The sequence below is a fragment of the Microterricola viridarii genome, from assembly GCF_001542775.1.
GTDB lineage: Bacteria > Actinomycetota > Actinomycetes > Actinomycetales > Microbacteriaceae > Microterricola > Microterricola viridarii_A.
In genome coordinates this window covers 2,224,586-2,247,059 of sequence record NZ_CP014145.1, presented here as the reverse complement: position 1 = coordinate 2,247,059, position 22,474 = coordinate 2,224,586, and the positions used below count along the sequence as shown (strand labels likewise).

Here is a 22,474-nt window from a genome sequence, read left to right as displayed (position 1 = left end):
GAACGTGGTTCGCGCGCTGTCAAAGCCTCCCCATAGGGTCGAAGGTGTTCATCCAAGGGGGAATAGATGGCCAGCGCAGGCTTCGCAGTGATCGACTTCGAGACAACCGGGTTCAGCCCCGCCAAACATGACCGTGTCGTCGAGGTCGCCGTCGTGCACGTCAACGAGCTCGGCCGAGTTACCGGGCAATGGGAGACGCTGGTCAATCCCAAACGCGACATCGGCGCGCAGCACATCCACGGCATCCGTGCCCGTGACGTGCTCAACGCGCCGAGTTTCGACGACATCGCCGGCCACCTCGTCGAACTGCTCGACGGCCGCGTCGTCGTCGCCCATAACGCCAGCTTCGACTCGCGCTTCCTTGTGCACGAGCTTGCCCGATCAGGCTACGAGATTGGCCCCCAGCTGCACACGCTGTGCACGATGCAGCTGGCCGCCGAGCTCATCCCCGGCGCAGGCAGATCCCTTGCGGACTGCTGCGCCGCCTTCGATATCGATCTCGATGATGCACACCGGGCCAGTGCCGACGCTTTGGCCACCGCGCGGCTGTTGGGGGAGTACATCGGGGCGACGGATGCCGACGACTTTTGGTTCCGACAGATCGATGCCGCCCTCGCTGATCCGTGGCCACCGCGTGCGCTCGCGCGCCACCGAGACGAGGTGTGGCGGCCGCGCGGCTTCGCCAGCGCCCCCGAGCCCACCTCATTTCTGGAACGCATTGCGATCAAGCTGCCCGAACTCGCCGGGCCGGCTGAGCACCAGGAGTATCTCGCTCTCCTCGACCGCTGCCTCATTGACCGGCTCCTGTCGGCACACGAATCTGATGCGCTCGTCCGCACAGCCGACGAATTGAGCATCAGCAGGGAAACCTGTGCGCGTCTCCACCATGAGTACTTCGATGCGCTCACTCGCATCGCCTGGGCCGACGGCGTGCTCACCACCGACGAGATCGCCGACCTCGCGGCAGTTGCGAAACTCCTGTCGATCGAAGGCGCATATCTGACGGCTGCGTTCCAGCAGCCTGCGGCGCTTGTTGAGACTGGGAACGACGCGCGTATCGCGATCGTGCCTGGCGCCTTCCAGCTCTCGCACGGCGACCACGTCGTGCTCACCGGCGAGATGAGTCGCCCGCGAGACGACTGGCACCGGGATCTCACTGCGCGCGGCTTCGTTCCCAAGCCGGCCATCACCAAGAAGGTCGCCCTCGTTGTTGCCGCCGACCCCGACTCGCTGTCCGGAAAGGCGCGCAAGGCGCGAGAGTATGGCATCCCCATCGTTGGGGAAAGCACGCTCGCGACCTTGCTCGGCCAGTAGGTGCAGAAACTCTGGGAGCCGTCGGCGCTGGCCCGTCGTCTCGGAGGCGTTCGTGCACCAGCATGGAAGCTCGCCATTGATGGAGAGGCGTTGGTCGCTACGCAAGGCTCACGTCCCGGTGACGCGTTTGCGGAATGTGATCTTGGTAGCGGATTTGAGATCCGCCAACTGCGAGGGTTCCCCTGGTCTGCCCTTGAGTTCACCACCGGCAGCTCAGTACTGCGGTTGGAGCGGCTGAGCGCGGCGCGTGCCCGGCGCATCGTCACCGCAGTGCAGGACGCGCGCAGAGAACTGATCGCGAGTCGCCGCGAATCCGCTCTACGTGCCGCCTTGAGTACGGCGGTGCAACGGGGTGCGGAATGGTCAAGTGCGCTCGCAGCTGCGATCAAGGAGCAATTTCGACGCCATGGCTGGCTGACGAGGGAATTCGCTGCTGAATGGGAGCAGCGCCGCGCGGCAATAGGTATCGGGCCACTTCTGGATGAGCCTCTACTGGCAGACGACATCTCCAAACTCCGCAGGTCGGGGAGCCTCGGCATCCACAGCTGGACACTCGACCTTCCGCGGCACATTGCCGAGCACAACGGTGCGTATTTGGAGTCCGAGCTTCTCGCCAACAAACATTTCTTTGATCTCGTTGAGAAGTCGCCGCTGACTCCGGAACAAGCGACGGCAGTCGTTTGCTTCGAGAACCGTGTTCTGGTTGTGGCCTCTGCCGGCTCGGGAAAGACCTCCACGATGGTGGCAAAGGCTGGATTCGCCGTGAGCCGAGGGCTGATCGCGCCCGAAAAGATCCTGATGCTCGCGTTCAACGCAGCCGCCGCTGCAGAGCTGCGCCAGCGCACAATAGATCGGCTTGCACCGCTCGGCATTGGCGCTGAGACTATCTCCGCACGCACCTTCCATGCCTTCGGTCTTGAAATCATCGGCCAAGCAACCGGGCGTAAACCGACTCTCGCGCCGTGGCTCGAGGGCGGTGGAGACCTGAAACGACTCGGCGAGATCGTTAGTGATCTTCGTGCTCAGGATGGCGGGTTCCGCCGTGAATGGGACTTCTTTCGGGCGGTGCTCGCACGCGACTACAAAGATGCGCGCCACGAGAGCGAAGCCTCCTCGGCCGCCGAAGCCGCTCTCTTCACCACCGCGAAAGGCGAGGACGTCAAGAGCTCCGGTGAGCGCCTGATCGCTGACTGGCTCTTCTTCAACGGTGTCGACTACGTCTATGAGCGACCGTACGAGATCGATACTGCCGACGAACTACACGGTCAGTATCGGCCAGACTTCTACTATCCAGCCATCGGGACCTACCACGAGCACTGGGCTCTTGACGAGCAGGGACAGCCCCCGATTGAGTTCGACGGGTATCTCGACGGGATTCATTGGAAGCGGCAGCTGCACAAGGCGCACGGCACTGCACTGCTCGAGACCACGATGGCAGAGTTGTGGAGCGGGCGCGCACTGAGCGAGCTCAGCGAGCAGCTCACTCGCCGAGGCATCCACCTGAGCTTCAACCCAGATCGCCCCACCCGGGGTGAGAAGGTCGTCGAGAATGAACGCCTTGTGGCAACGTTTCGCAGCTTTCTCACGCATGCCAAGAGCAACCGCCTGAGTGATGAGCAGCTGCGGGCCAAACTCGAGAGTGAGCGCGATGGCGAGGTGCGGTTTCGCGACGCATCGTTCTTGTCGCTGTTCGCGAAGATTCGCTCCGAGTGGCAGCAACGCCTTGCCGCCGAAGGCTGCATCGACTTTGAGGACATGCTCAACCTCTCCGCCGATCACCTTGAGGAGGGGGACTGGCAGAGCCCATATGAGCTCGTCATGGTCGACGAGTTTCAGGATGCCAGCAATGCCCGCGCCCGTCTCGCTCGAGCGCTCGTCGCGGCGCCGGGTCGGCACCTATTCACCGTCGGCGATGATTGGCAGAGCATCAATCGTTTCGCCGGTGCTGACATCTCGGTGATGACCCGATTCGAGAGTTGGTTCGGGCCAAGCGAGGTCTTGCGCCTCGAACGCACTTTTCGCTTTCCTCAGTCAATTGCCGATGCGTCAAGCCAGTTCGTGCTCAAGAATCCCGAGCAGATCACTAAATCGGTACTCTCTGCTGCCGCCGAGCACCCGCCAACGTTTCAGGTGATCTCCGTCGACAAAGACGACTCGGTTGCGCCCGCGCTCCGGCACTGGCTCACTGTGCTCCACAAGCAGATCGTGAGCGGCCAAATCTCACAACCTCATGGTCGGCCAGTCTCTGTTTTTGTGCTCGGGCGGTACCGCCATCAAGACAAGTACGCGGCCGGGCTCAACGGTGTGTCTGAGCTCATCGATGTGCGTTTCATGACCATCCACGCGTCAAAGGGCGCCGAGGCCGACTACATTGTGATCCCTGGCATGGTGTCGGGGAAATGGGGGTTTCCTAGCACGATCCCGACAGATCCGGTGCTGCGCCTGGCGATGCCGGATGCCGAGACTTTCGCCCGTGCGGAGGAGCGTCGCCTCTTCTACGTGGCGTTGACCCGTGCTCGCCGGAAAGTGCTGCTCATGACCGTCGAACAGCGAGAATCACGCTTCCTGATGGAGCTCATCGCCGACCGTGGACTCATACGCACGAACGCCATTGGAGAGCCGCTGGAATCCACGGTGTGCCCGAACTGCGAGCGCGCCTTCATGGTGCGACGTGTGAGCAAGCGTGGCGCGTTTCTTGGATGCCAGCGCTACCCGAGATGCAAAGGGACAGCTCCGGTGCCGAACTGAACTCCCGATGGACCGGTCGTATGGTGTTGGGGCCTACTCGCGCTCAATCACGACGCAGCGATGTTTCGCCTTCGGCAGGCCGACGTAGCGAAGTTCGCAACTCTTCAGATGGCTGTGTCGAGCGAACCAACATTCGTGGGCCGCAGCCTGGCTGTGATGAGGGAAGCCGCAGCAGCTGGGTCGCGCAGCGGCCATTCGAAATCACTTTGTCAACTGGGGAGCGGTAATAACTGCTGTCATAGTCGATCGATCCAGGTGTCCTCCTCGCGGTCCGCCCAGGAATCGCCGGTATTCGAGCGGCCCGCATTCTGCGCACGCCCCTTGAGCGCGTACATGAGCGTCCGAGCCGCATTTTCGGTGAGGTCAGTGACGCGGTTTAGCCGGACGCCGGTGAGTTCTTCGACGAGGGCGAACTGCTCGCGAGCAGTCGTCAAGCCGAGCGCTCCGAACGCATCTCGGATCTGGGACCGCTGACTTTCCAACATGGGACGAGGGCGTGCCTCGTCCGGGTCAGGAATGTCCGGATCGTCATCGAAAAGCGAGTGCATCTTTCAATCCTCGCGTAAGCAAGCTCGAATATTGCCCCATGCCTCGAATGCGGGTCAGGGTGGCGCGCGTGCCGCCGCGGAGTACTCGTCGGAATCTGAGACAATGCTGAGGTCGCCTATCTACCTCCGAACCGCGGTTGGAGACTCGTGCCGAGGACTTGAATGAACGTTTGTGTTGCGCTGAGTATCAGTTGTGTGCGCGTGGAGAACAGCCGATGAAAGCTGATTCTCCGAACTGGATCGTCATGGGAAAGCCGGCGCAGTCGCTCGAGGGCGCCGCGCTCAGCGACTTGCGAGAACTGCTGCCCGACGACGGCATCACGACGGCGTGGGTGAACCTCACGTTCGTGGCAAACGGCGGTGGCTTCAACGAGGTGGACGTGTTGCTGCTCACGAAGGCTGGCCTGTTCGTGGTCGAACTCAAGGGCTGGCACGGGCAACTGCTGATCAAGCAGAATCGCTGGCATCAGAACGGCCGCGACATGGGCAATCCGCCGGTCGCGGCAGACAGCAAAGCGAAGAAGCTCTCGGGCCTGCTGGCCTCGGTTGCGCAGAAGCACGGCGCCAACAAGAACGTGGTGCCGTGGCTCGGGTCGCTCATGGTGTTGCACGGGCGCGATTCCAAGGTCAACGTCGAGCCAAACGTGCATGGCATCACGACCCTTGACGGGTACAACATCAAGATGGCGGGGCCGGGCAAAGAATTCTCGAAGTTCCTCGCTGCGCCCGCCTCTCACCTGGGCGATGCTGTCGATAAGGCTCGTGCAGCGAAGATCCGCCAGATCATCGAGCAGGCCGATCTCAAGCCCACTCCGAAGACACGCAAGGTGGGTGACTACAACCTCGATGCGGCCGATCCTCTCGGCGAAAACGAAGATTGGGTCGACCTGCTTGCGACGCACCCAAGGACGAAGTCGCGTCGTCGCATCCGCGTATTCAAGATTCCGCGCGGCACGTCGAAGGCGGCGTTCGCCGACATCCAGCGGCACGCCGTGCGCGAGTTTCGACTGACTGACGGCATCTCGCACAAGGGCATCACGCATCCGATCGAGTACGTCGATTCGAGTGTCGGGCCGGCGCTCGTGTTCGAATACGACGACCGCGAAGTGTCGCTCGGCGACTACCTCGACGAGCACGCGGCAACCTTGTCGATCGAGCAACGCGTGACGCTCGTGCGAAAGATCGCCGAGGTCATGAAGGCAGCACATTCGCGTCGGGTGATGCACCGGGCGCTGTCGCCGCTCCGGGTGACGGTGCGCTCCTCGAAGAAGGGTGTATCGGTCGCGGTGCGCGACTGGTTCGCCGGCCAAAAGGCGGCTGGGGGTACCACTCTTTCGCGCACCATGCTCGGCACGACCGACATTCCCGAGGCGATCGCTGAGGCGGAGTGGGGATATCTCGCCCCCGAGGTCGTGCAGTATCTCGGCGAGCCTTCGCCGATCGCGCTCGACGTATATGGGCTCGGGGCACTTGCGTACCGCATCTTCACCGATCGCGATCCGTCTGAGAACTCCAAGGATCTGCACGCGCTGTACCAGTCGGCGGACTCGCTCGACCCCCTCGCGGTGCAGCCCGAGTTGCCCGAGGTGTTTGCGGAGGTCGTGCGAGAGGCAACGTCGTTCGATGAGTCGATGCGAACTATCGATGTCGGCGCACTCCTCGTCGCGTTGGAGAGCGCGACCGAGGAATACCTGGCTCGCGGCGAGAAGATCAAGGTCGAGATCGACCCATTGGATGCCTCGCCCGGCGAGATTATCGGGGATCGGTTCGAGATCACGGCCAGGCGCGGTGCGGGCACGACCGGCGTGGCGCTTCTGGTGGACGACTACGAGACAGCGAAGACCGGCGTCATCCTGAAGCTCGCTCGCGACGATGAGGCGGCGTCGCGACTAGCACTCGAGGCTGAGGTGCTCGCCGGCTTGGAGCACCCTCGTGTGGTGCGGTTGCTCAATGGCCCGCTCGAGGTGGGTGGCAGGAGCGCGCTCGTGCTCAGCGATGCGGGCGCCGAAACGCTTGCCGCGCGGCTGCAGACCGAGGGTCGTTCGACGATCGAGCAGCTCGAGAGCTACGGCCGCGACCTCCTTGAAGCGGTGCGGTACCTCGACGGCAAAGGGGTGTTCCACCGCGACATCAAGCCGGCGAACCTCGCGATCGCGCCTGACCCGGGTACCCGCAAGCCGCGCCTCACTCTGTTCGACCTGTCGCTCGCGCGCGAGCCGTTGACGCACACGAAGTCAGGCTCGAGGCCCTACCTTGACCCGTACCTCGATCTAGCCGGCCGCCGACAGTATGACCGTTCTGCAGAACTGTTCTCAGTCGCGGCGACGCTTTTCGAGATGGCGGCGGGAATGCCGCCGTTCTGGCCGGGCGGCAACGCACCCGAGCAGCCGAGCGAGGCGCCGGTCGTGCAGTCGTCGCAGTTCGAGGAGTCGCACGCGGCCCCACTTGCGGAGTTCTTCACGCGAGCGCTTGCGCCCGAGGCCAAAGCCCGCTTTGCAACCCTCGACGAGTTCGAAGTGGCCTGGCTGGGCTTGTTCGCCGAGTCGAAACCCGAGAACGTGGATGCTTCGACGACGGAGTTGCTCGACGCGCAGGCCGCCGCGGCGACCCTCGATACACCGCTCGCTGAGGCCGGCCTCAGTGTGCGGGCGCGGTCTGGACTCGGCCGGCTTCGTGTATCGACCGTCGGGGAACTGCTTGGCGTGCCGCCGATGCAGATCAATCAGATCCGTGGACTCGGCGAGCTGCACCGCAAGGAGGTGCAGCGGCGGGTTCGCGAGTGGCGTACGCGCTTGAAACAAGAGGCGGGCTCGACGATCGAGGCGGCCGCGGGACGGCTGTCGATCGAGCGTCACCGTTCAACGCTCATTCCCCGGATGACTGCCGAAAACTCGAAACAGGTCACGGTACTGCGGCTGCTACTCGGCGAAGATCAGACGACTGGTGATGCACCATGGCCCTCGTTCACATCGATCGCCGACCAGCTCGGCCTGCAGGTGGCAGCGGTGTCTCGGCTCGTCTCGGAGTCCGTGGCGCGGTGGCGCAAGGAGGGCAAGCTCCGCGACGTCGTCGAAGATGTGGCCAATATTGTCAATGACTTCGGGCTCGTCGCCACGCACGATGAGGTCGCCGACCAGTTGCTGCAACGGTATGGCTCAGCCAAGCTCCGCGAGGAACGGAGGCGGCACGCGCGCGGGCTCGTGCGCGCCGTCGTTGAATTGGATGCCACGGCGGAGGCGCCGCGACTTGATAAGCGCCGCCCGCGCGACGAGCGGGCGCCAGTGCTGCTCGCGACGATCGCCGCCGAGAATGCTGGCGGGGGAGAGCCGGACGTCGGCTCTGAGCAGTTGCTCGCGATGGGGCGCTCTCTCGGTGACGAAATCGACAAGATGCTGTCGAGTCGCGACGTCGCACCGGCGGCATTCGTACGCGACCGACTGCGCAGGATCGTGCCGACGGGTGTCGACCTCTCGGATGCGCGCTTGCTCGATTTTGCGGTGGCCGCGTCGACAACGGGTGCGAAGTCGTCGCTCGATGAGGTATACCGATGCGACCTGTCGCCCGCGCGCGCGATCGAGGTCGCCCTCGGCGGGGTAGCCGTGCGCGAGCTCACGCCCGACAGCATCGAGCGACGGGTGAAGGGGCGCTTCCGTCTGATCACGGCTATTCCGCCACACCCGGCGCTCGACGCGATCGTTCATGCGACGCACCCGCACCTCGAATGGAATCTCGACCGCTACCTCGTCAAAGACGGCTCGACGTACGGAGCCTCGACTCGCTCGACGACGCTGCAGGGCTCGTTGCCCAACGACACCCTTGCGCCCACGCTCGCCGAGTCGGTGCAACATCGCAGCGCGCTGGTGTTGACGACGACGTGGGGGCGCTACGACGATTCCGCGACGGCGCTGGCGGCGCGGTTCGGGGTCGAAGTCGTCGATCTCGCGGCCCTCGCGGTCGAACAGCTGCACGCGACAGCGGCGTCGGTCGGCGCCGACTGGTTGGTCGTCGTCGATGCTGACAAGCCGGATGCCAGCACCATCGACAAGCGCAACCTGCAGGCGCTTGCGAAGCAGGCCATGAGCAGCGCCTGGGCCGAAATCAACGACCGCGACACCGCGCTGCTCTTCACGAACGCGGCGGTGCTGGCGCATCTCGGGCTCGTCGACCTCATCGCCCGTACGATTGACCTGTCGACGAAGCGTGCCGCAGCCCGCTGGTTCCTGCTGCCAAAGCACGGCGCCGCAGCGGTTCCCGATCTCGACGGCACGCCGATGCCGATCGGCGCTGGCAAGTGGATCGAGCTCCCCACGACCTTGGCAGCAGTACTGCCCATCCCCAGCTCCATTGCCGTTCCGGCGCAGAACTCGAAGGTGAACCTGTGATCGACTCCGCGAAACTCCTCTCCGCCCTCAAAGAGCAGGTCAAGGTGCTCGAGACGGACCTGCGCGCCCGCGCAGAGGACGAGAAGACCGCGTGGGGCGCGAACCTGCGCACCGAGTTCAGCCGGGCAACCGCACGCGAGCGCACCGGTCTGTCATGGATCGACTGGCGTGATGGGCAGGTCGCGCAGGCCGCGGTGGCGTGGATCATCGCGTCGGTATTCATCCGCTTCAGCGAAGACAACGGATTGCTCGACGGACTCGTTGTCGACGGCACAAGGGTTGCGCTGCCATGGTTCGCCGGCCCGGGCGAAGGCACCGAGCGTGCGGTCGAGAACCAGTCGGCGTTCTACACGGCGAACCCGACGGCTGCGGGTCCCGACTGGCTACGGCACGCGTTTCGGGCGCTCGCGGAGCTGCCGGCCGGGCGGGCGCTCGTCGACCCCGATCACTCGATGGTGTGGTCGGCCCCGATCTCAGGTGAGGCGGCAGACGGGCTGCTGCAGTTCTGGCGGGCGAGTGACACCAGTGGCCAGATCGTGCATGACTTCACTGACGCGAGCCTCGACACCCGCTTTCTCGGTGACCTCTACCAAGACCTCTCGGAGTTCGCGAAGAAGCAGTACGCGTTGCTCCAGACGCCGGTGATCGTCGAGGAGTTCATCCTCGACCAGACGCTCACCCCTGCGATCGAGGAGTTCGGGCTCGACGGGCTGAAGCTCATCGACCCGACGTGCGGCTCGGGTCACTTCCTGCTCGGTGCCTTCGCCCGACTCAACACGGCGTGGGCGAGCGAGGCGCCGGGGATGGATGCTCGTGCCCGCGTCAAGCTCGCACTTGCGAGTGTGCACGGCGTCGATCTCAACCCGTTCGCTGTCGCGATCGCCCGCTTCCGTCTGACGGTCGCAGCGCTGCAGGCTGCCGGCGACGGCACTCTCGTCGGCGCGCCAGCCTACGGGATCAAGCTTGCGATCGGCGATTCGCTACTCGCCTCGCAGGCTTCGAGCGTGAAGCTCGACATCGGAGATGACGAGGATACGTACGAATACACGAACGAGGATGTCGCGGCGTACCACGGCATTCTTGCGAAGAACCAGTACCACGTGGTCGTAGGCAACCCGCCGTACATCACGGTGTCGGACGCGACACTCAAAGCTGAGTACAAGCGGCTTTACGCAACCTGCACCGGAAAATGGGTGCTTTCAGTCCCATTCATGGAACTGTTCTTTGAGCTAGCCTTGAGGCCCGATGGCTCCGCCGGGGCTGGCTATGTCGGGAAGATTACGTCAAACTCGTTCATGAAACGTGAGTTTGGCAAGAAGCTCGTGGAGCAGTTCCTGTCGGGGGCTGATTCCGCGAGCCCGGTCGATCTCACACTCATAGTTGATTCCTCCGGCGCCTGGCTTCCAGGACACAATTTTGATGGCACCCCCACGGTCGTATTGGTTGGTCGTCGTCGTCGACCAAGCAACGAATCCTTGGTTGTTGTGCAAGGGCTCAAGGACGATGCTGGCCGCCCAGCGCTCGGGAGTATCAGTCCATATTGGGCTGAGATCGCTGCGAACGTAGACTCACCCGGATATGCAGGTGTTCAGGTCGCAGTTGCTCACGTTCCCCGGTCGACCCTTGCCACGCACCCCTGGTCGCTCTCAGGGGGCGGTGCCAGCGAGACTTTTGCCGCGATCAATGAAATGCCTGAGACCTTGCGGCAGCGTCTCGGAATGGAGATCGGGTTCTCAAGTTTCCCCGGAAATGACGAGCCGTTTGTTATCGGAGGTGCTTGGTTCGCAAGGCACCGGGATGCCGAGCCGTTCGGGAAACCACTCATAACCGGCGATGTTGTCCGTGATTGGAATGCCCGCACTGCTGAGCTCGCGCTGGCACCGTATGGTGCAGACTTCAAACCAGTTGAGCTCGATCTCAACGCGGCTTGGGGGCGGCACCTCTGGGGGTTCCGCCGAGTTTTGCAGGGGACAACCGGATTCGGAGGTGAGACTCGCCGAGACACGGGTGGGGACTGGTGGCCCTGGTACCGGTGGGTCCGCGAGCGGTATGTCACGCCGCTCTCGATCACGTTTGCGGAGGTGGCGCCACTTAATCACTTCGTACTCGATCGGGGTGGGAAGGTGTTCAAACAGACAGCCCCGGTGATCAAGCTGCCCGTCGGGGCCAGCGAGGAGCAGCACTTCGAGTTACTCGGCGTGCTCAATAGTTCGACGGTCGGCTTCTGGCTGAAGCAAGTTAGTCAGAAGAAAGGCGGAGATGCCGACACGCCATGGTTACGCACGTATCAGTACAATTCCACCAAAGTGGCAGCAATTCCCATTCCGCGTGACTTGGATAGAACGCGGGCCCAGACATTGGATCAGCTTGCAACGTCGCTCTCGGACTTGACGCCCGCAGAGGTCCTTCGACGGTCTACACCGAATGCGGCGGCAGTCTCAGGGGAGTTGAGGGCGAGCCGTAGTTCATTCGCGACGGTTACCGCATGCCTGATATTCGGGCAGGAGGAACTCGACTGGGATACCTACCACCGGTATGGACTAGTCGGCGAGGATCTTACGTATCCTGGCAAGCCTGTGAACCTCCTCCTTGGTCATCGCGCCTTCGAGATTTCACTTGCCCGTCGCATCGGAGCTGGCGAGGAAGGGAACGAGTGGTTCACTCGTCACGGCTCGAAACCCATAGTGGAGATGCCCGTCGAATGGCCATCCGACTATCGGGAGCTCGTGCAGCGGCGCCTTGATGTCATGGCGTCGAATCCATACATCCGGATGCTCGAGCAGCCCGAATATAAGCGGCGTTGGGCGATGCGATCATGGGATGACCAGCTTGCCGATGCCCTGCGAGATGCAATGCTCGATCACCTTGAGGCTCCTGCGCTGTGGGTGGACGCGAACGGGCGACCGGTAGCGCGTTCGGTGAACGAGCTCGCGGAGCTCGTGCGCACGGACGGTTGGTTCGTGGAGCTCGCGCAGCTCGCGACGGGGTCGAAGGACCTCGACTTCCGCAAGGTTGTGAGCTCGCTGCTCGGTGACGAGTCGGTGCCGTACCTTGCGGCATGGCGGTATAAGTCGTCGGGGCTCGAGAAGTTCCGGGCGTGGGAGTGCACCTGGGAGCTGCAGCGCGCCGAGGACCGCGGTGAGCAGGTCACAGTGCCAGTGCCGCCGAAGTACGGGCAGGCTGACTTCCGAAAGCCCACGTACTGGAAGGCACGCGGCAAACTTGACGTTCCGAAAGAGCGCTTCATCGCCTACCCCGGCACGAACCGTCCGAACGACGCGAGCCCGCTGTACGGGTGGTCCGGCTGGAACCACGCCGACCGCTCGCAGGCGCTCGCTCGCCTGCCCATGGAGCTCGTCCTGGCCGGAGGTACGGCTGACGACGTCGCGCCTCTGGTCGCGGGGCTCCTCGAATTGCAGCCATGGCTCGACCAATGGCACAGCGACGTCGATCCAGAGATCGGCGTCAGCCCCGCCGCAGCAATCAGCGGCCTCACTGACCAGTTGCTCACCCAGACGCAGCTGTCCCGCGACACTGTGACCACTTGGCAGCCACCCGCCGCAACTCGTGGCCGCGCTGCCTCCCCGAAAGGCTCAAAGTAGATGACCGCTCTGCCGCTCACGACGCCGCTCCGTGACCTGATCTCGATCCCTGCGCGGGCCAACGCAGCCGACTTCGTGCTGCGTCTCGACGAGGGCGTCGCCCGAGCCGACCGCACCCTGGGCGACTACGTCGTCACCGAGTCCATCGCCGAGTCCTTCGATGAGGCGCTGTCGATGGTCGAGCAGGCGGTCACGAACCGCATCTCGGTGGGCTCCTACATCCACGGCTCGTTCGGTGCAGGTAAGTCCCACTTCATGGCCGTGCTGCACTTGCTGCTCTCCAAACATCTGCCGGCCCGCGAGGTCAACGGCATGGCGCCCGTCGTCAGCAAACACCTCGACGTGCTCGAGAAACAGTTCCTGGCCGTCGACTACCACCTCATCGGCGCGAAGAACCTCGAATCGGCGCTTTTTGCGGGATACCTCGAGACAGTCACCGCGAAGCATCCTGAAGCCCCTCTGCCGTTCCTGCACGCAAGCGACCAGCTTCTCGAAGATGCCCGCACCCACCGCGAGCTGCTCGGCGACGAGAAGTTCTTCGCCACAATCTCGCCTAAAACCGGCGGCGGCTGGGGCTCGCTCGCGACCGGTTGGGATGCAGACTCGTTCGAGTCGGCCCTTGCGCAAACGCCCGGCGAAGCCGACCGCGACCGCCTCGTGAGCGACCTCACGGCGACGCTCTTCACTGGGTATTCGGCCGCGGGGGAGTGGGTCGACATCACGTCCGGCCTCCGCACGATGAGCAACCACGCACACGCGCTCGGCTATGACGGCATCGTGCTTTTCCTCGACGAACTCGTGCTCTGGCTTGGGCAGCACCTCTCCGATCAGGCCTTCATCCAAAGCGAAGCATCCAAAGTCGCCAAGCTCGTCGAAACCGGCTCCGGCAGCCTGCCCGTGCCCTTTATCTCGTTCGTCGCCCGCCAACGAGAACTCGCCCAGTTCCTCGGAAACAGCGCGCTCGGCGTCGAACGCGTCTCTCAGCAGCAAACGCTGCAGTACTGGGACGACCGCTTCGAGAAGATCCAGCTGCGCGCCGCCGACCTGCCCAAGATCGTCAAACAGCGGCTGCTGCGCCCCGTGAGCGACGATGCGGCCGACACGCTGCAGGCCTCACTCGCCCGGGTGCGCGCCGACGGCGCCGTGTGGAACAGTCTGCTCGCCGACGAGGCATCCTCGGGCGAGGCGGAGTTCGCAAGCGTCTTCCCGTTCTCGCCGGCACTCGTCGACGCGATGGTCGCCCTGTCGAACATCATGCAGCGCGAACGCACCGCGCTGACACTGATGACCGAACTTCTCATCGACGGCAACGATGAACTCACCGCCGGTGACGTCATCCCCGTCGGCGACCTGTACGACTACATCGCGCTCGGAACCTCGAAACCACTCGACGACAACGTGCGCGCCGGGTTCGAAATCTCCGCTCGCTTCTACACCGACAAACTGCGGCCCTTTCTCCTGAACAAGCACGGGCTCACCGACGCCACTGCGAAGGGACTCGCGCGCAACCACCCCTTCCGCACCGAAGACCGACTGGCGAAGACACTGCTCATCGCCGCCCTAGCACCCGGGGCCGCGTCGCTCAAGAACCTCACTGCATCGAAGCTGCATGCGCTGAACTACGGCTCGATCACCGCCTTCGTGCCCGGCATGGAGACCTCACAGGCGCTCACGCTCGTGCGCAAATGGGCCGAAGAGTTCGGTGAGATCCACGTCGCCGAAGGCGCCGTGGACCCGCTCGTGTCGGTGCAGCTCTCCGGGGTTGACTACGACTCGATCCTCAGCCGCGTCACGGGCGAAGACACCCCGCCCGCCCGCCGCGCGCTCATTCGCACGCTCGTGCTCGACGGGCTCGGGCTCGGCAACACAACGGGGATGCTCGGCCAAGGCATCCCGTTCCCGCACGTCTGGCGGGGGCAGAAGCGCGTAGCGTCGATCTGGTTCGGCAACCTCCACAGTGGCGCCAGTGACTTCAAGGACTACGACTTCGAAACCGGCGAGGGGGAATGGAAGGTATTCATCGACTTCCCCTACGCGGCCGACGGGCAGTCAGGGCCGCGCGACGATCTGGCGCGCGTTTCGGGGCTGAGAGACGAAAAGGGCATCACCGCCGACACCATTACCTGGCTGCCGAACTTTCTCACTGCGACCCGACTCAACGACCTCGGACGTCTCGTCGTGCTCGAGTACCTGCTCGCTGAGAACCGCTTCGATGCGAACGCCGACCACCTGCCGGTGAGTGACCGGCCCGCCGCCCGCCAGGCGCTCGAAAACAACCGAGCCAATCTGCGTGAGTCGTTCGGGCGGGCGATCCTGCGTGCGTACGGAGTTGCCGCGCCCGACACGAGTGACGCCGACGACGAACTGTTGCCGACCGAGATCTTCACAACCCTCGTTCCGGGCCTGACCATTCAAGCCCCGGTCACCGGTACGCTTTCGGGTGGGCTCACCGGGGCGCTCGAGCAGGCTTGGAAGAACGCCTATCCGGGGCATCCCGATCTCGGCCACTCGGAAGTCAAACGTCGTGAGCTGGACGACTCGCTCGCGCTCGTCACTCGCGCCGTCGAACACTCCGGCCGCGCCGAAGGCCTCACCTCGGTCGACAAGCGACTCGCTGGTTCGGTCGCCGTGCCTCTCGGGCTCGGCTCGCTCAACGAGAACGTCTTTACCTCCCAGATCACCCAGTTCAGCTGGCGCGATGAGTTCACCAAGTGGGAAGCCGAGCTCGCGGGCAACCTCACGGCCGGGGCACTGCGCGCCCGGCTTGCGGACCGCGGTATGTCTCGTGATCTTGAAGACACCGTCATCCTTGCGTGGTCGATCGTCGCCGACCGGGAGTGGGTGCGGGGTCTCTCCGCAGTTGCCCGCCCTGGTGTGGGGTTCCTCACCGATGACTTGGTGCTCCGCACGGCGAATCTGCCCGAGGAGGACGCGTGGGCTCGCGCGAATGCCGTCGTCTCGGACGTACTCGGGGCGCCTGCCGAGACTTACTGCAGCTCTGGAGCCGTCCGCCGGCTCGGAGGTGCGATCCATCGTGCAGCGGGGGAGCGCGTTGCTGACACGGTCAGCCTCGTCGAGCAGCTCGAGGCGCACGCCGCTCCGCTCGGGCTCGACACCGACGCGCTCACCGGACGACTCGCGACAGCGCGGTGCGCCGCCGAGTTGCTCGGAGCTCTCTCGAAGGAGCGAGACCCGCTGCTTGCGATCTCCGTGATCGCCGACACGACGTTCGTCGATTCAGCGGTTGCAGTGGGGAAGTCGATTGCGACCGCGGCCTCAGTTTCGCGTGCGCTCAACGGTGCTGCGTGGGACATTATCTCTAAGGCAGCGACGCTGGGGCTGCCCCAGGTCGACAAATCGTTGACGACGCTGCGTGCAGCCGCGGCAGCGAATGAGTCCGCAGTGCCATTGGTCGCGCGACTGGCTGAAGCGGCCGAGATCTCGAAGCAGGCGCTCCTTGCGACGACTCCGGCCCCGACGACTCAGCCCCGACACGTTCCGACGTCGACGCAGAGCGGCACCGGCTCGCAGAATCCGTCGACTGCGTACACTGATGTCGACGATATGGCTGCCAGGCCGAAGGCGCCGAGCACCGCGAACGGGCAACTCAGCGCGTCGGGTGATCGCCTCGAACCGGCGATTTCGGAGCTGCGTGAGGCCATCGAGGCCGCACTCGGCGGCGACGTGGCCAAGAACGTGCGCATCACGTGGCAAGTACAGTGAGCGTGGCTAGCGGAGGATCCTGGGCCCCGACACTTGACGCACCCACCCTGCGAGGGCGCGTCGCACAGTGGCGAGGAGACCCGAAACGACGCGCGGAGGTGCTGTTGCTGCGCGCCGCACCGACGTGGACCGGCGACCAGGCCATTGCCGTCGGTAGCGAGGCGGTTCGGGTCGTCGTGGGCAGCTCCCAGCTTGCGGTGCTGGATGCGTACTACGAGTATCCGGCCGAGCCGATCGTCGTCCTCACTGCCCTCGACGACCAGCAGCTCGGCAGTGCCGTGCGGTTGCGTGCCGAGCGTCACTCGGTACAGTCTGTCGATGCGTGGGAGCTCGTTCCCGGGCTCTTCAAAGTCGGCAACCCCAACGTCGACAAGAGCGTGCGCGACCTCGGAGCATGGCTGCCGCAAATGCTGCTCACCCATCAACGAGCCGCGGGCTGGCCCGTCGCCACGAGTGGCACGCTCAGCGGCGACCATGTCATCCGTGCGACTCTCGCCGATCTCCTCGGTCTCGACGGCGTAGACGAGGTCGACCTTGTCGCGCTCCTCGACCACCTTGACGAACCGCAGACGAATGCTCGGCTGCGCGACTACCGCTCCGACGAGCTCGTCGGTATTCTGGCCGGCGCCCGGAAGCACCTCGGCGGGAGCGTCGCGCTCGCGCTCCACGCGAAAGAGCGGGCGACGACGTACTCGACGCTCGCCGTTGCCCTCGTAGCAGATCTGCTGTGGAATGCGCACGCAGCAGCCCCGGAAGCGGCGAGGGTGCGGCTCGAAGAACGATTCTTCGGGACCAAGGTCGCGGGTGCCGACGCGAAGTTGCTCGGCGAGGCGGCGCGCTCTGTCATCCTGCGACTTGAAGCCGCCGGCGACTCGCGCTTCGAAGATGTGCTGCGACAAGCGGAGGCGATCTTCGCCGACCTCGACTGGGCCGAGGGCGCCATCAACTCCGCGCTGCTGCCGGCTGGGCTCGAAGCTCGCTACACGGCATTCGCGTCCGCCGTGGATGCCGCTGCAGAGTCGGTTGGTTCGGAGGAATCGGCCGAAGCTGTCGATCGCGCGCTTGCCGAAGTGCGGGCGCACGACCTCGCCGCGCGCGACGTCGACGAACTGCTCGGCGTCGAGATGGCGGCCAGGCTCGTGCGTTGGCTCGCGCTCCCCGCCGTGGCCGCCCCCGGTTCGTTCGACCGCGCCGCCGCTGCGTATTGGCACGGCTCGGCGTGGGCCGATCGGGCGCGCAGCGTGACGTGGCACGGATCCATCCGACCTGCCCTCGCGCGTGCCTACGCCACACTCGCCGAGCGTGTGACCGCGCGACGCGACGCGGAAGACGCCGACGCGGTGGCCGTGCTCAGCGGGGACACGCCGACCACTGTCATCCCGGTCGAGGCACTGCTCGAGCGCGTTGTGGCACCGCTCGCGAGCGCCGGAGTGTTGCTCATCGTGCTCGATGGCATGAGCGCAGCCGTCGCCGCCGAACTCGCTGACGACGCGCGGCGGCTGCGGTGGGTCGAAATGCTCCCCGAGGGACAGAAGCAGCGACTGACGGCGCTCGCGACTCTGCCGAGCATCACCCGCTACTCACGCTCGTCGTTGTTCGCAGGCCGCCTCACCGACGGAAACCAAGGCTCTGAGAAGCCCGCATTCAAGAAGCAGACAGGCGGTCCACTCTTCCACAAGGACGACCTCCGCTCGCCGGCTGGGCAACGACTGCCTGCCGAAGTCGAATTTGCGATCGCCGACCCTGCGCAGAAGGTGGTCGGCGTTGTGCTCAACACCATCGATGACGCCCTCGCGAAAGCCGACCCTGACGCCACCCGGTGGACGCTCGCCCAGATCGCGAACCTGCCCGCGCTGCTCGCGCTCGCGGCGACTGCAGGCCGCACCGTCGTGCTCACCTCTGACCACGGGCACGTCATCGAACGAGGTGGCGAATACCGGGCGGATGGGAGCGGCGGTGCACGCTGGCGCGCGCTTGGCACACCCGCTGCGGCAGACGAGATAACGCTCGCCGGTCCGCGCGTGCTCGCCCCCGGTGGTTCCGCAGTGCTGGCCAGAGCCGAGGGGCTCCGGTACACCGCGAAGGCCGCCGGATACCACGGTGGCGCGAGCCTTGCCGAGCTGACCGTACCAATTGTCGTGCTGCGCCCCACCGGGGCGGCCACACCGAATGGTTGGTTGGACGCCCCGCCCCAGGCCCCGGAATGGTGGTACGAGGGCTCGCCCGTCGCGGCATCCGTGCCCGCGGCTACGGCCCAGCTCAAGAAGCGAGTCACGAAGCCGAAATCTGCACCTGCGAACGATGTCGCGATGTTTGACCTCCCCCCTGTTGCGGAAGGAACCGTAGCGGTCGCCACGTCGCTGAGCGGCGCTCTGCTCGCCTCCGAGCTGTACGCAGAACAGCGCGACCGGCTGAAACGCCGCTCGCTCGACGACGCGACCGTTGCACTCATCCTCGACACCGCCGAGCAACGAGGAGGTCGGGTGCCCGGGGAGATGCTCGCCACCGCGCTCGGAGTTTCCGCCGCAGTGCTCGAGCAGACACTCGCCGTGTTGCGCCGCCTGCTGAATGTCGACGGATTCGACGTCGTCGCTATAGACACCGACGGCACGACTGTGCTCGTCGACCGCCAACTGTTGTGCGAGCAGTTCAGTCTGCGTTAGGAGTTGGATATGGCTGTCAGCCCACGCCGCCGCCAGGAGATCGTTGACGCGCTCCGGCGCGGCACCGTGCCGCAGCGAGGCCTCGACGTGATGGCCGTCGGCCTCGACCGCTTCGGGGCGACGATCAAAGCTGAGCTGCAGGTCGTGGCCAACAGCGGCGCGCAGTTCAAAGCAGTGCGTGGCGAGTACGGATCGGGCAAGACGTTCTTCGCTCGCTGGCTCAGCGAGACTGCGAAGACTCAGGAGTTCGCCACAGCGGAGATCCAGATCTCCGAGACCGAGACACCGCTGCACAAACTCGAGACCGTGTATCGGCGCATCATCGAGAGCATCTCGACCGCGTCGGCCCGGCCCAGCGCGTTCAAGGAGATCATCGACAACTGGTTCTTCAACCTCCAAGGGGATGTCGTCGAGGCGGGTGTCGACGCCAGCGACCGAGATGCCGTCGCCGCAGCCACAGACGACCTCATTGCGAAGCGGCTCGCGAACGTGAGCAAGACGGCGCCGGCCTTCGCCGCGGCTCTGCGCGGCTATCGCGTTGCTGTCGAGCGTGGCGAAGGGGCGGAAGCCGAAGGGTTGCTCGCGTGGCTCGGCGGTCAGCCGCACGTTGCATCGAGCCTGCGACGCTACGCCGGCGTCAAGGGCGAGCTCGACCACTTCGGCGCCCTTGGGTTCCTGCAGGGACTCCTTACAGTGCTGCGCGACTCCGGCTATTCGGGTCTCGTCGTCATCCTTGACGAAGTCGAGACCCTGCAGCGCGTGCGCTCAGACGTGCGCGAGAAGTCGCTCAACTCACTACGGCAGCTGCTTGATGAAGTCGACGCAGGACGCTTCCCTGGGCTGTACCTGCTCATCACCGGCACCCCGGCGTTCTACGATGGGCAGCAAGGCGTGCAGCGCCTCCCCCCTCTAGCGCAACGACTCGAGACGAAGTTCGAGACGAACGCCCGCTATGACAATCCGCGCGCACCGCAGCTTCGACTCACCGGATTCACGCACGAGTCGCTGCACGAACTGGGGGTTCGCATCCGCGACCTCTACGCCGACGGCGCGGAGAACGGCGGCCGCGTTGCGTTGACGATTGACAACGATTTCATCACCGACTTCGCCGCCAAGATCGCGGGGCAGCTCGGTGGCAAAGTCGGTGTCGCGCCCCGCGTGTTCCTGCGACAACTGGTCGACGTCATGGACAAGGTCGACCTGCACGCCGATTTTGACCCACGACGCGAAGCCTTGGGCGAGGTTGGCGCGCTCGTCGGGCTCACCGAAGAGGAGACCGCTGCGATCCGCCGCGGCGATGTTCGTGCTGGTGCACCGACCAACGTCGACGACATCGACCTGCCGCTCTGATGGGTGGGACCGCGCTGAACCCGGCCATCGAACACCACATCGTCAACTCGCTCGGCTGGTCATCGTTGCGGCCGCTGCAGGAGGCGTCTATCGCCCCGGTTCGGAGCGGCGCTGACTGTCTGCTGGTCGCGCCTACCGCCGGTGGCAAAACTGAAGCCGCCATCTTCCCGTTGCTCTCGAACATGATGGATGCCTCGTGGCAGAGGTTCACCGTCATCTACGTCACCCCGCTCAAGGCGCTGCTCAACAACCTGTTGCCGCGCCTCACTACCTACGCGGACTGGGTCGGCCGTCGCGTCGCGCTCTGGCACGGCGATGTCGGTGACAGCGAACGGCGCCGCATCCTCGCCGACCCGCCTGACATTCTGCTCACGACTCCCGAATCGCTCGAGGCAATGCTCGTCTCGCGACGAGTCGCGCACCGCCAGTTCTTTGCTGGCCTTCGTGTGATCGTCATCGACGAGGCTCACTCGTTTGCGGCATCCGACCGTGGGTGGCATTTGATCGCGGTGTTGGAGCGATTGCAGCGCATCGCCGACCGACCGATCCAACGTATCGGGCTGTCGGCGACTCTCGGCAATCCCGAGGACGTCCTCACCTGGATGCAGGGGGCGAACGCTGCTCGCGACCTGCCCGCCGTGGTGGTTCGGGATGCATCGGCGATTGCGGAGCCAGAGATCACACTCGACTACGTCGGATCGATTGAAAACGCCGCTGAAATCCTCTCCCGCTTGTACGTGGGCGAGAAGCGGCTCGTATTCTGCCAAGCGCGCGCGCAAGCTGAGGAGCTCGCGTTCGAGCTGCGCGAGCGCGGCGTGACGACATACGTGTCGCACTCGTCGCTGTCGGTCGACGAGCGGCGTCTCAGCGAGCGGGCGTTCGCCGAGGCGCGGGACTGCGTCATCGTAGCGACGTCCACCCTCGAACTCGGCATCGATATCGGCGACCTCGACCGGATGATCCAGATCGACTCACCGTTCGCCGTGTCCTCGTTCCTCCAGCGTCTCGGCCGCACGGGTCGACGACCTGGAACTGCTCGGAACGCATTGTTCTTGACCACGACGCAGGACACGTTGGCGCGTGCAGCAGGTCTGCTGACGTTGTGGTCACGAGGTTTCGTGGAGCCGATCGTGCCACCGCCGCACCCGCGCCACCTCGCCGCTCAACAGCTGCTCGCACTCGCGCTGCAGGAAGGCCGCATCCCTGCCGCTGGATGGCAGGACTGGTGGGCAGGCTGCGCCGTCATGGACGACTCCGCTGAAGTGCTCGAATACCTCATCGATGAGTCGTTCCTCGTTGCCGACGGTGACTTTCTCCTCATCGGTCCGACCGCCGAGCAGCAGTTCGGACGTCGGCACTTCATGGATCTGCTGTCGTCATTCATCGCCGACCTCGAAATCCGAGTGCTCGAGGGAACGAAGGAGATCGGCTCAGTCGCGCCGATCTCGCTGACCAAGCAGATCATCGCCGGGGATCGTCCGCTGCTCTTGAACGGCCGACCCTGGAACGTCGACGACGTCGATTGGGAGAAACATCGCGTTCATGTGACCGCGCACCACGACAAGGGTCGCGTTCGATGGTCGAGCGAATCGATCGCTGAGCCGTTCGCGCTCGTCCGAGCTCGTCGTGATGTTCTGCTCGGAGAAGATCCCCCGGTAACGCTGTCGAGGCGGGCAGTCGTGCAGCTCGCGCAGGTGCGTTTGCAGCGGGACTCACATGTGGACGATTCGGGTATCGTGCTCGAGAAGAGCAACCAGGGTGGGACGACGCTATGGGGGTTCGCGGGTGTCCGCGCCCACGAAACTCTGCTCGCGGCGCTCGGCAACCCAACGGATGCCGTGGTGGACAACGAGTCGATCCGTTTTTCCGCTGGAATTGGCACAGCGGAGTTGCGCGCTGCCGACGTGGACAATGCGTTGCCAGCCGTGATGGCGGAGGCGGTAGCCGGCCTCAAGTTCGCGGCGGCTTTGCCGCTTGAGTTGGCGACGTCTACGTTGGCGGAGCGGTTCGTGGACCGGGTTGGGGCACGAGCACTTTCTCGAGGATCGCTTACTGTCACCATGCAATCCTGAGCCTAACAGCGGCTCCGAATGCTGGCATGGGTTTAGTCGCAGAAGACCGAAAGACAAGTTGACGGGTGACCA

The 22,474-nt window shown here is 64.7% G+C and carries 9 protein-coding genes; 8 read left to right on the top strand and 1 reads right to left on the bottom strand.

All coding sequences use genetic code 11. The features are described from left to right. The first annotated feature begins 66 nt into the window (after positions 1-66). Together AWU67_RS10305 and AWU67_RS10300 are read left to right on the top strand one after the other, a co-directional pair. Entirely contained in the window at positions 67-1,314 is a 1,248-nt protein-coding gene (locus tag AWU67_RS10305; protein WP_067228584.1) for an exonuclease domain-containing protein, read from the top strand. Beyond that, entirely contained in the window at positions 1,315-4,062 is a 2,748-nt protein-coding gene (locus tag AWU67_RS10300) for a UvrD-helicase domain-containing protein (RefSeq protein WP_082716917.1), read from the top strand. Positions 4,063-4,298: 236 nt separating this feature from the next. On the opposite strand, the gene AWU67_RS10295 is transcribed toward AWU67_RS10300, so the two are convergent. Further along, positions 4,299-4,610, bottom strand: a complete 312-nt coding sequence (locus AWU67_RS10295) for a hypothetical protein (RefSeq protein WP_067228579.1) — start codon at positions 4,608-4,610, stop codon at positions 4,299-4,301. Positions 4,611-4,825: 215 nt separating this feature from the next. Between AWU67_RS10295 and pglW the strand changes: the two genes are divergently transcribed. Genes pglW through AWU67_RS10265 form a run of 6 tightly spaced genes read left to right on the top strand, consistent with a single transcriptional unit; the run spans position 4,826 to position 22,402 of the window. Then, positions 4,826-8,992 (top strand): BREX system serine/threonine kinase PglW, encoded by a 4,167-nt coding sequence (gene pglW / locus AWU67_RS10290; RefSeq protein ID WP_067228577.1) that lies wholly within the window; start codon positions 4,826-4,828, stop codon positions 8,990-8,992. Then, positions 8,989-12,594 carry a BREX-2 system adenine-specific DNA-methyltransferase PglX gene (pglX, locus tag AWU67_RS10285; protein ID WP_067228575.1) on the top strand — a complete coding sequence of 1,202 codons (3,606 nt, stop codon included), beginning with the start codon at positions 8,989-8,991 and terminating at the stop codon, positions 12,592-12,594. Before pglW ends, pglX begins: the two co-directional genes overlap by 4 nt. After that, entirely contained in the window at positions 12,595-16,317 is a 3,723-nt protein-coding gene (locus tag AWU67_RS10280) for a hypothetical protein (protein WP_067228573.1), read from the top strand. 2 nt (positions 16,318-16,319) lie between these two features. Next, complete coding sequence (gene pglZ, locus AWU67_RS10275; RefSeq protein WP_234407216.1) at positions 16,320-18,980, top strand: BREX-2 system phosphatase PglZ; 2,661 nt, start codon at positions 16,320-16,322, stop codon at positions 18,978-18,980. A gap of 9 nt (positions 18,981-18,989) precedes the next feature. Further along, positions 18,990-20,330: a BREX system ATP-binding protein BrxD gene (gene brxD / locus AWU67_RS10270; RefSeq protein ID WP_067228567.1), complete on the top strand. Its 1,341-nt coding sequence runs from the start codon at positions 18,990-18,992 to the stop codon at positions 20,328-20,330. Continuing rightward, complete coding sequence (locus AWU67_RS10265; RefSeq protein WP_067228565.1) at positions 20,330-22,402, top strand: DEAD/DEAH box helicase; 2,073 nt, start codon at positions 20,330-20,332, stop codon at positions 22,400-22,402. The genes brxD and AWU67_RS10265 overlap by 1 nt, the downstream gene beginning before the upstream one ends. Positions 22,403-22,474: the final 72 nt, after the last annotated feature.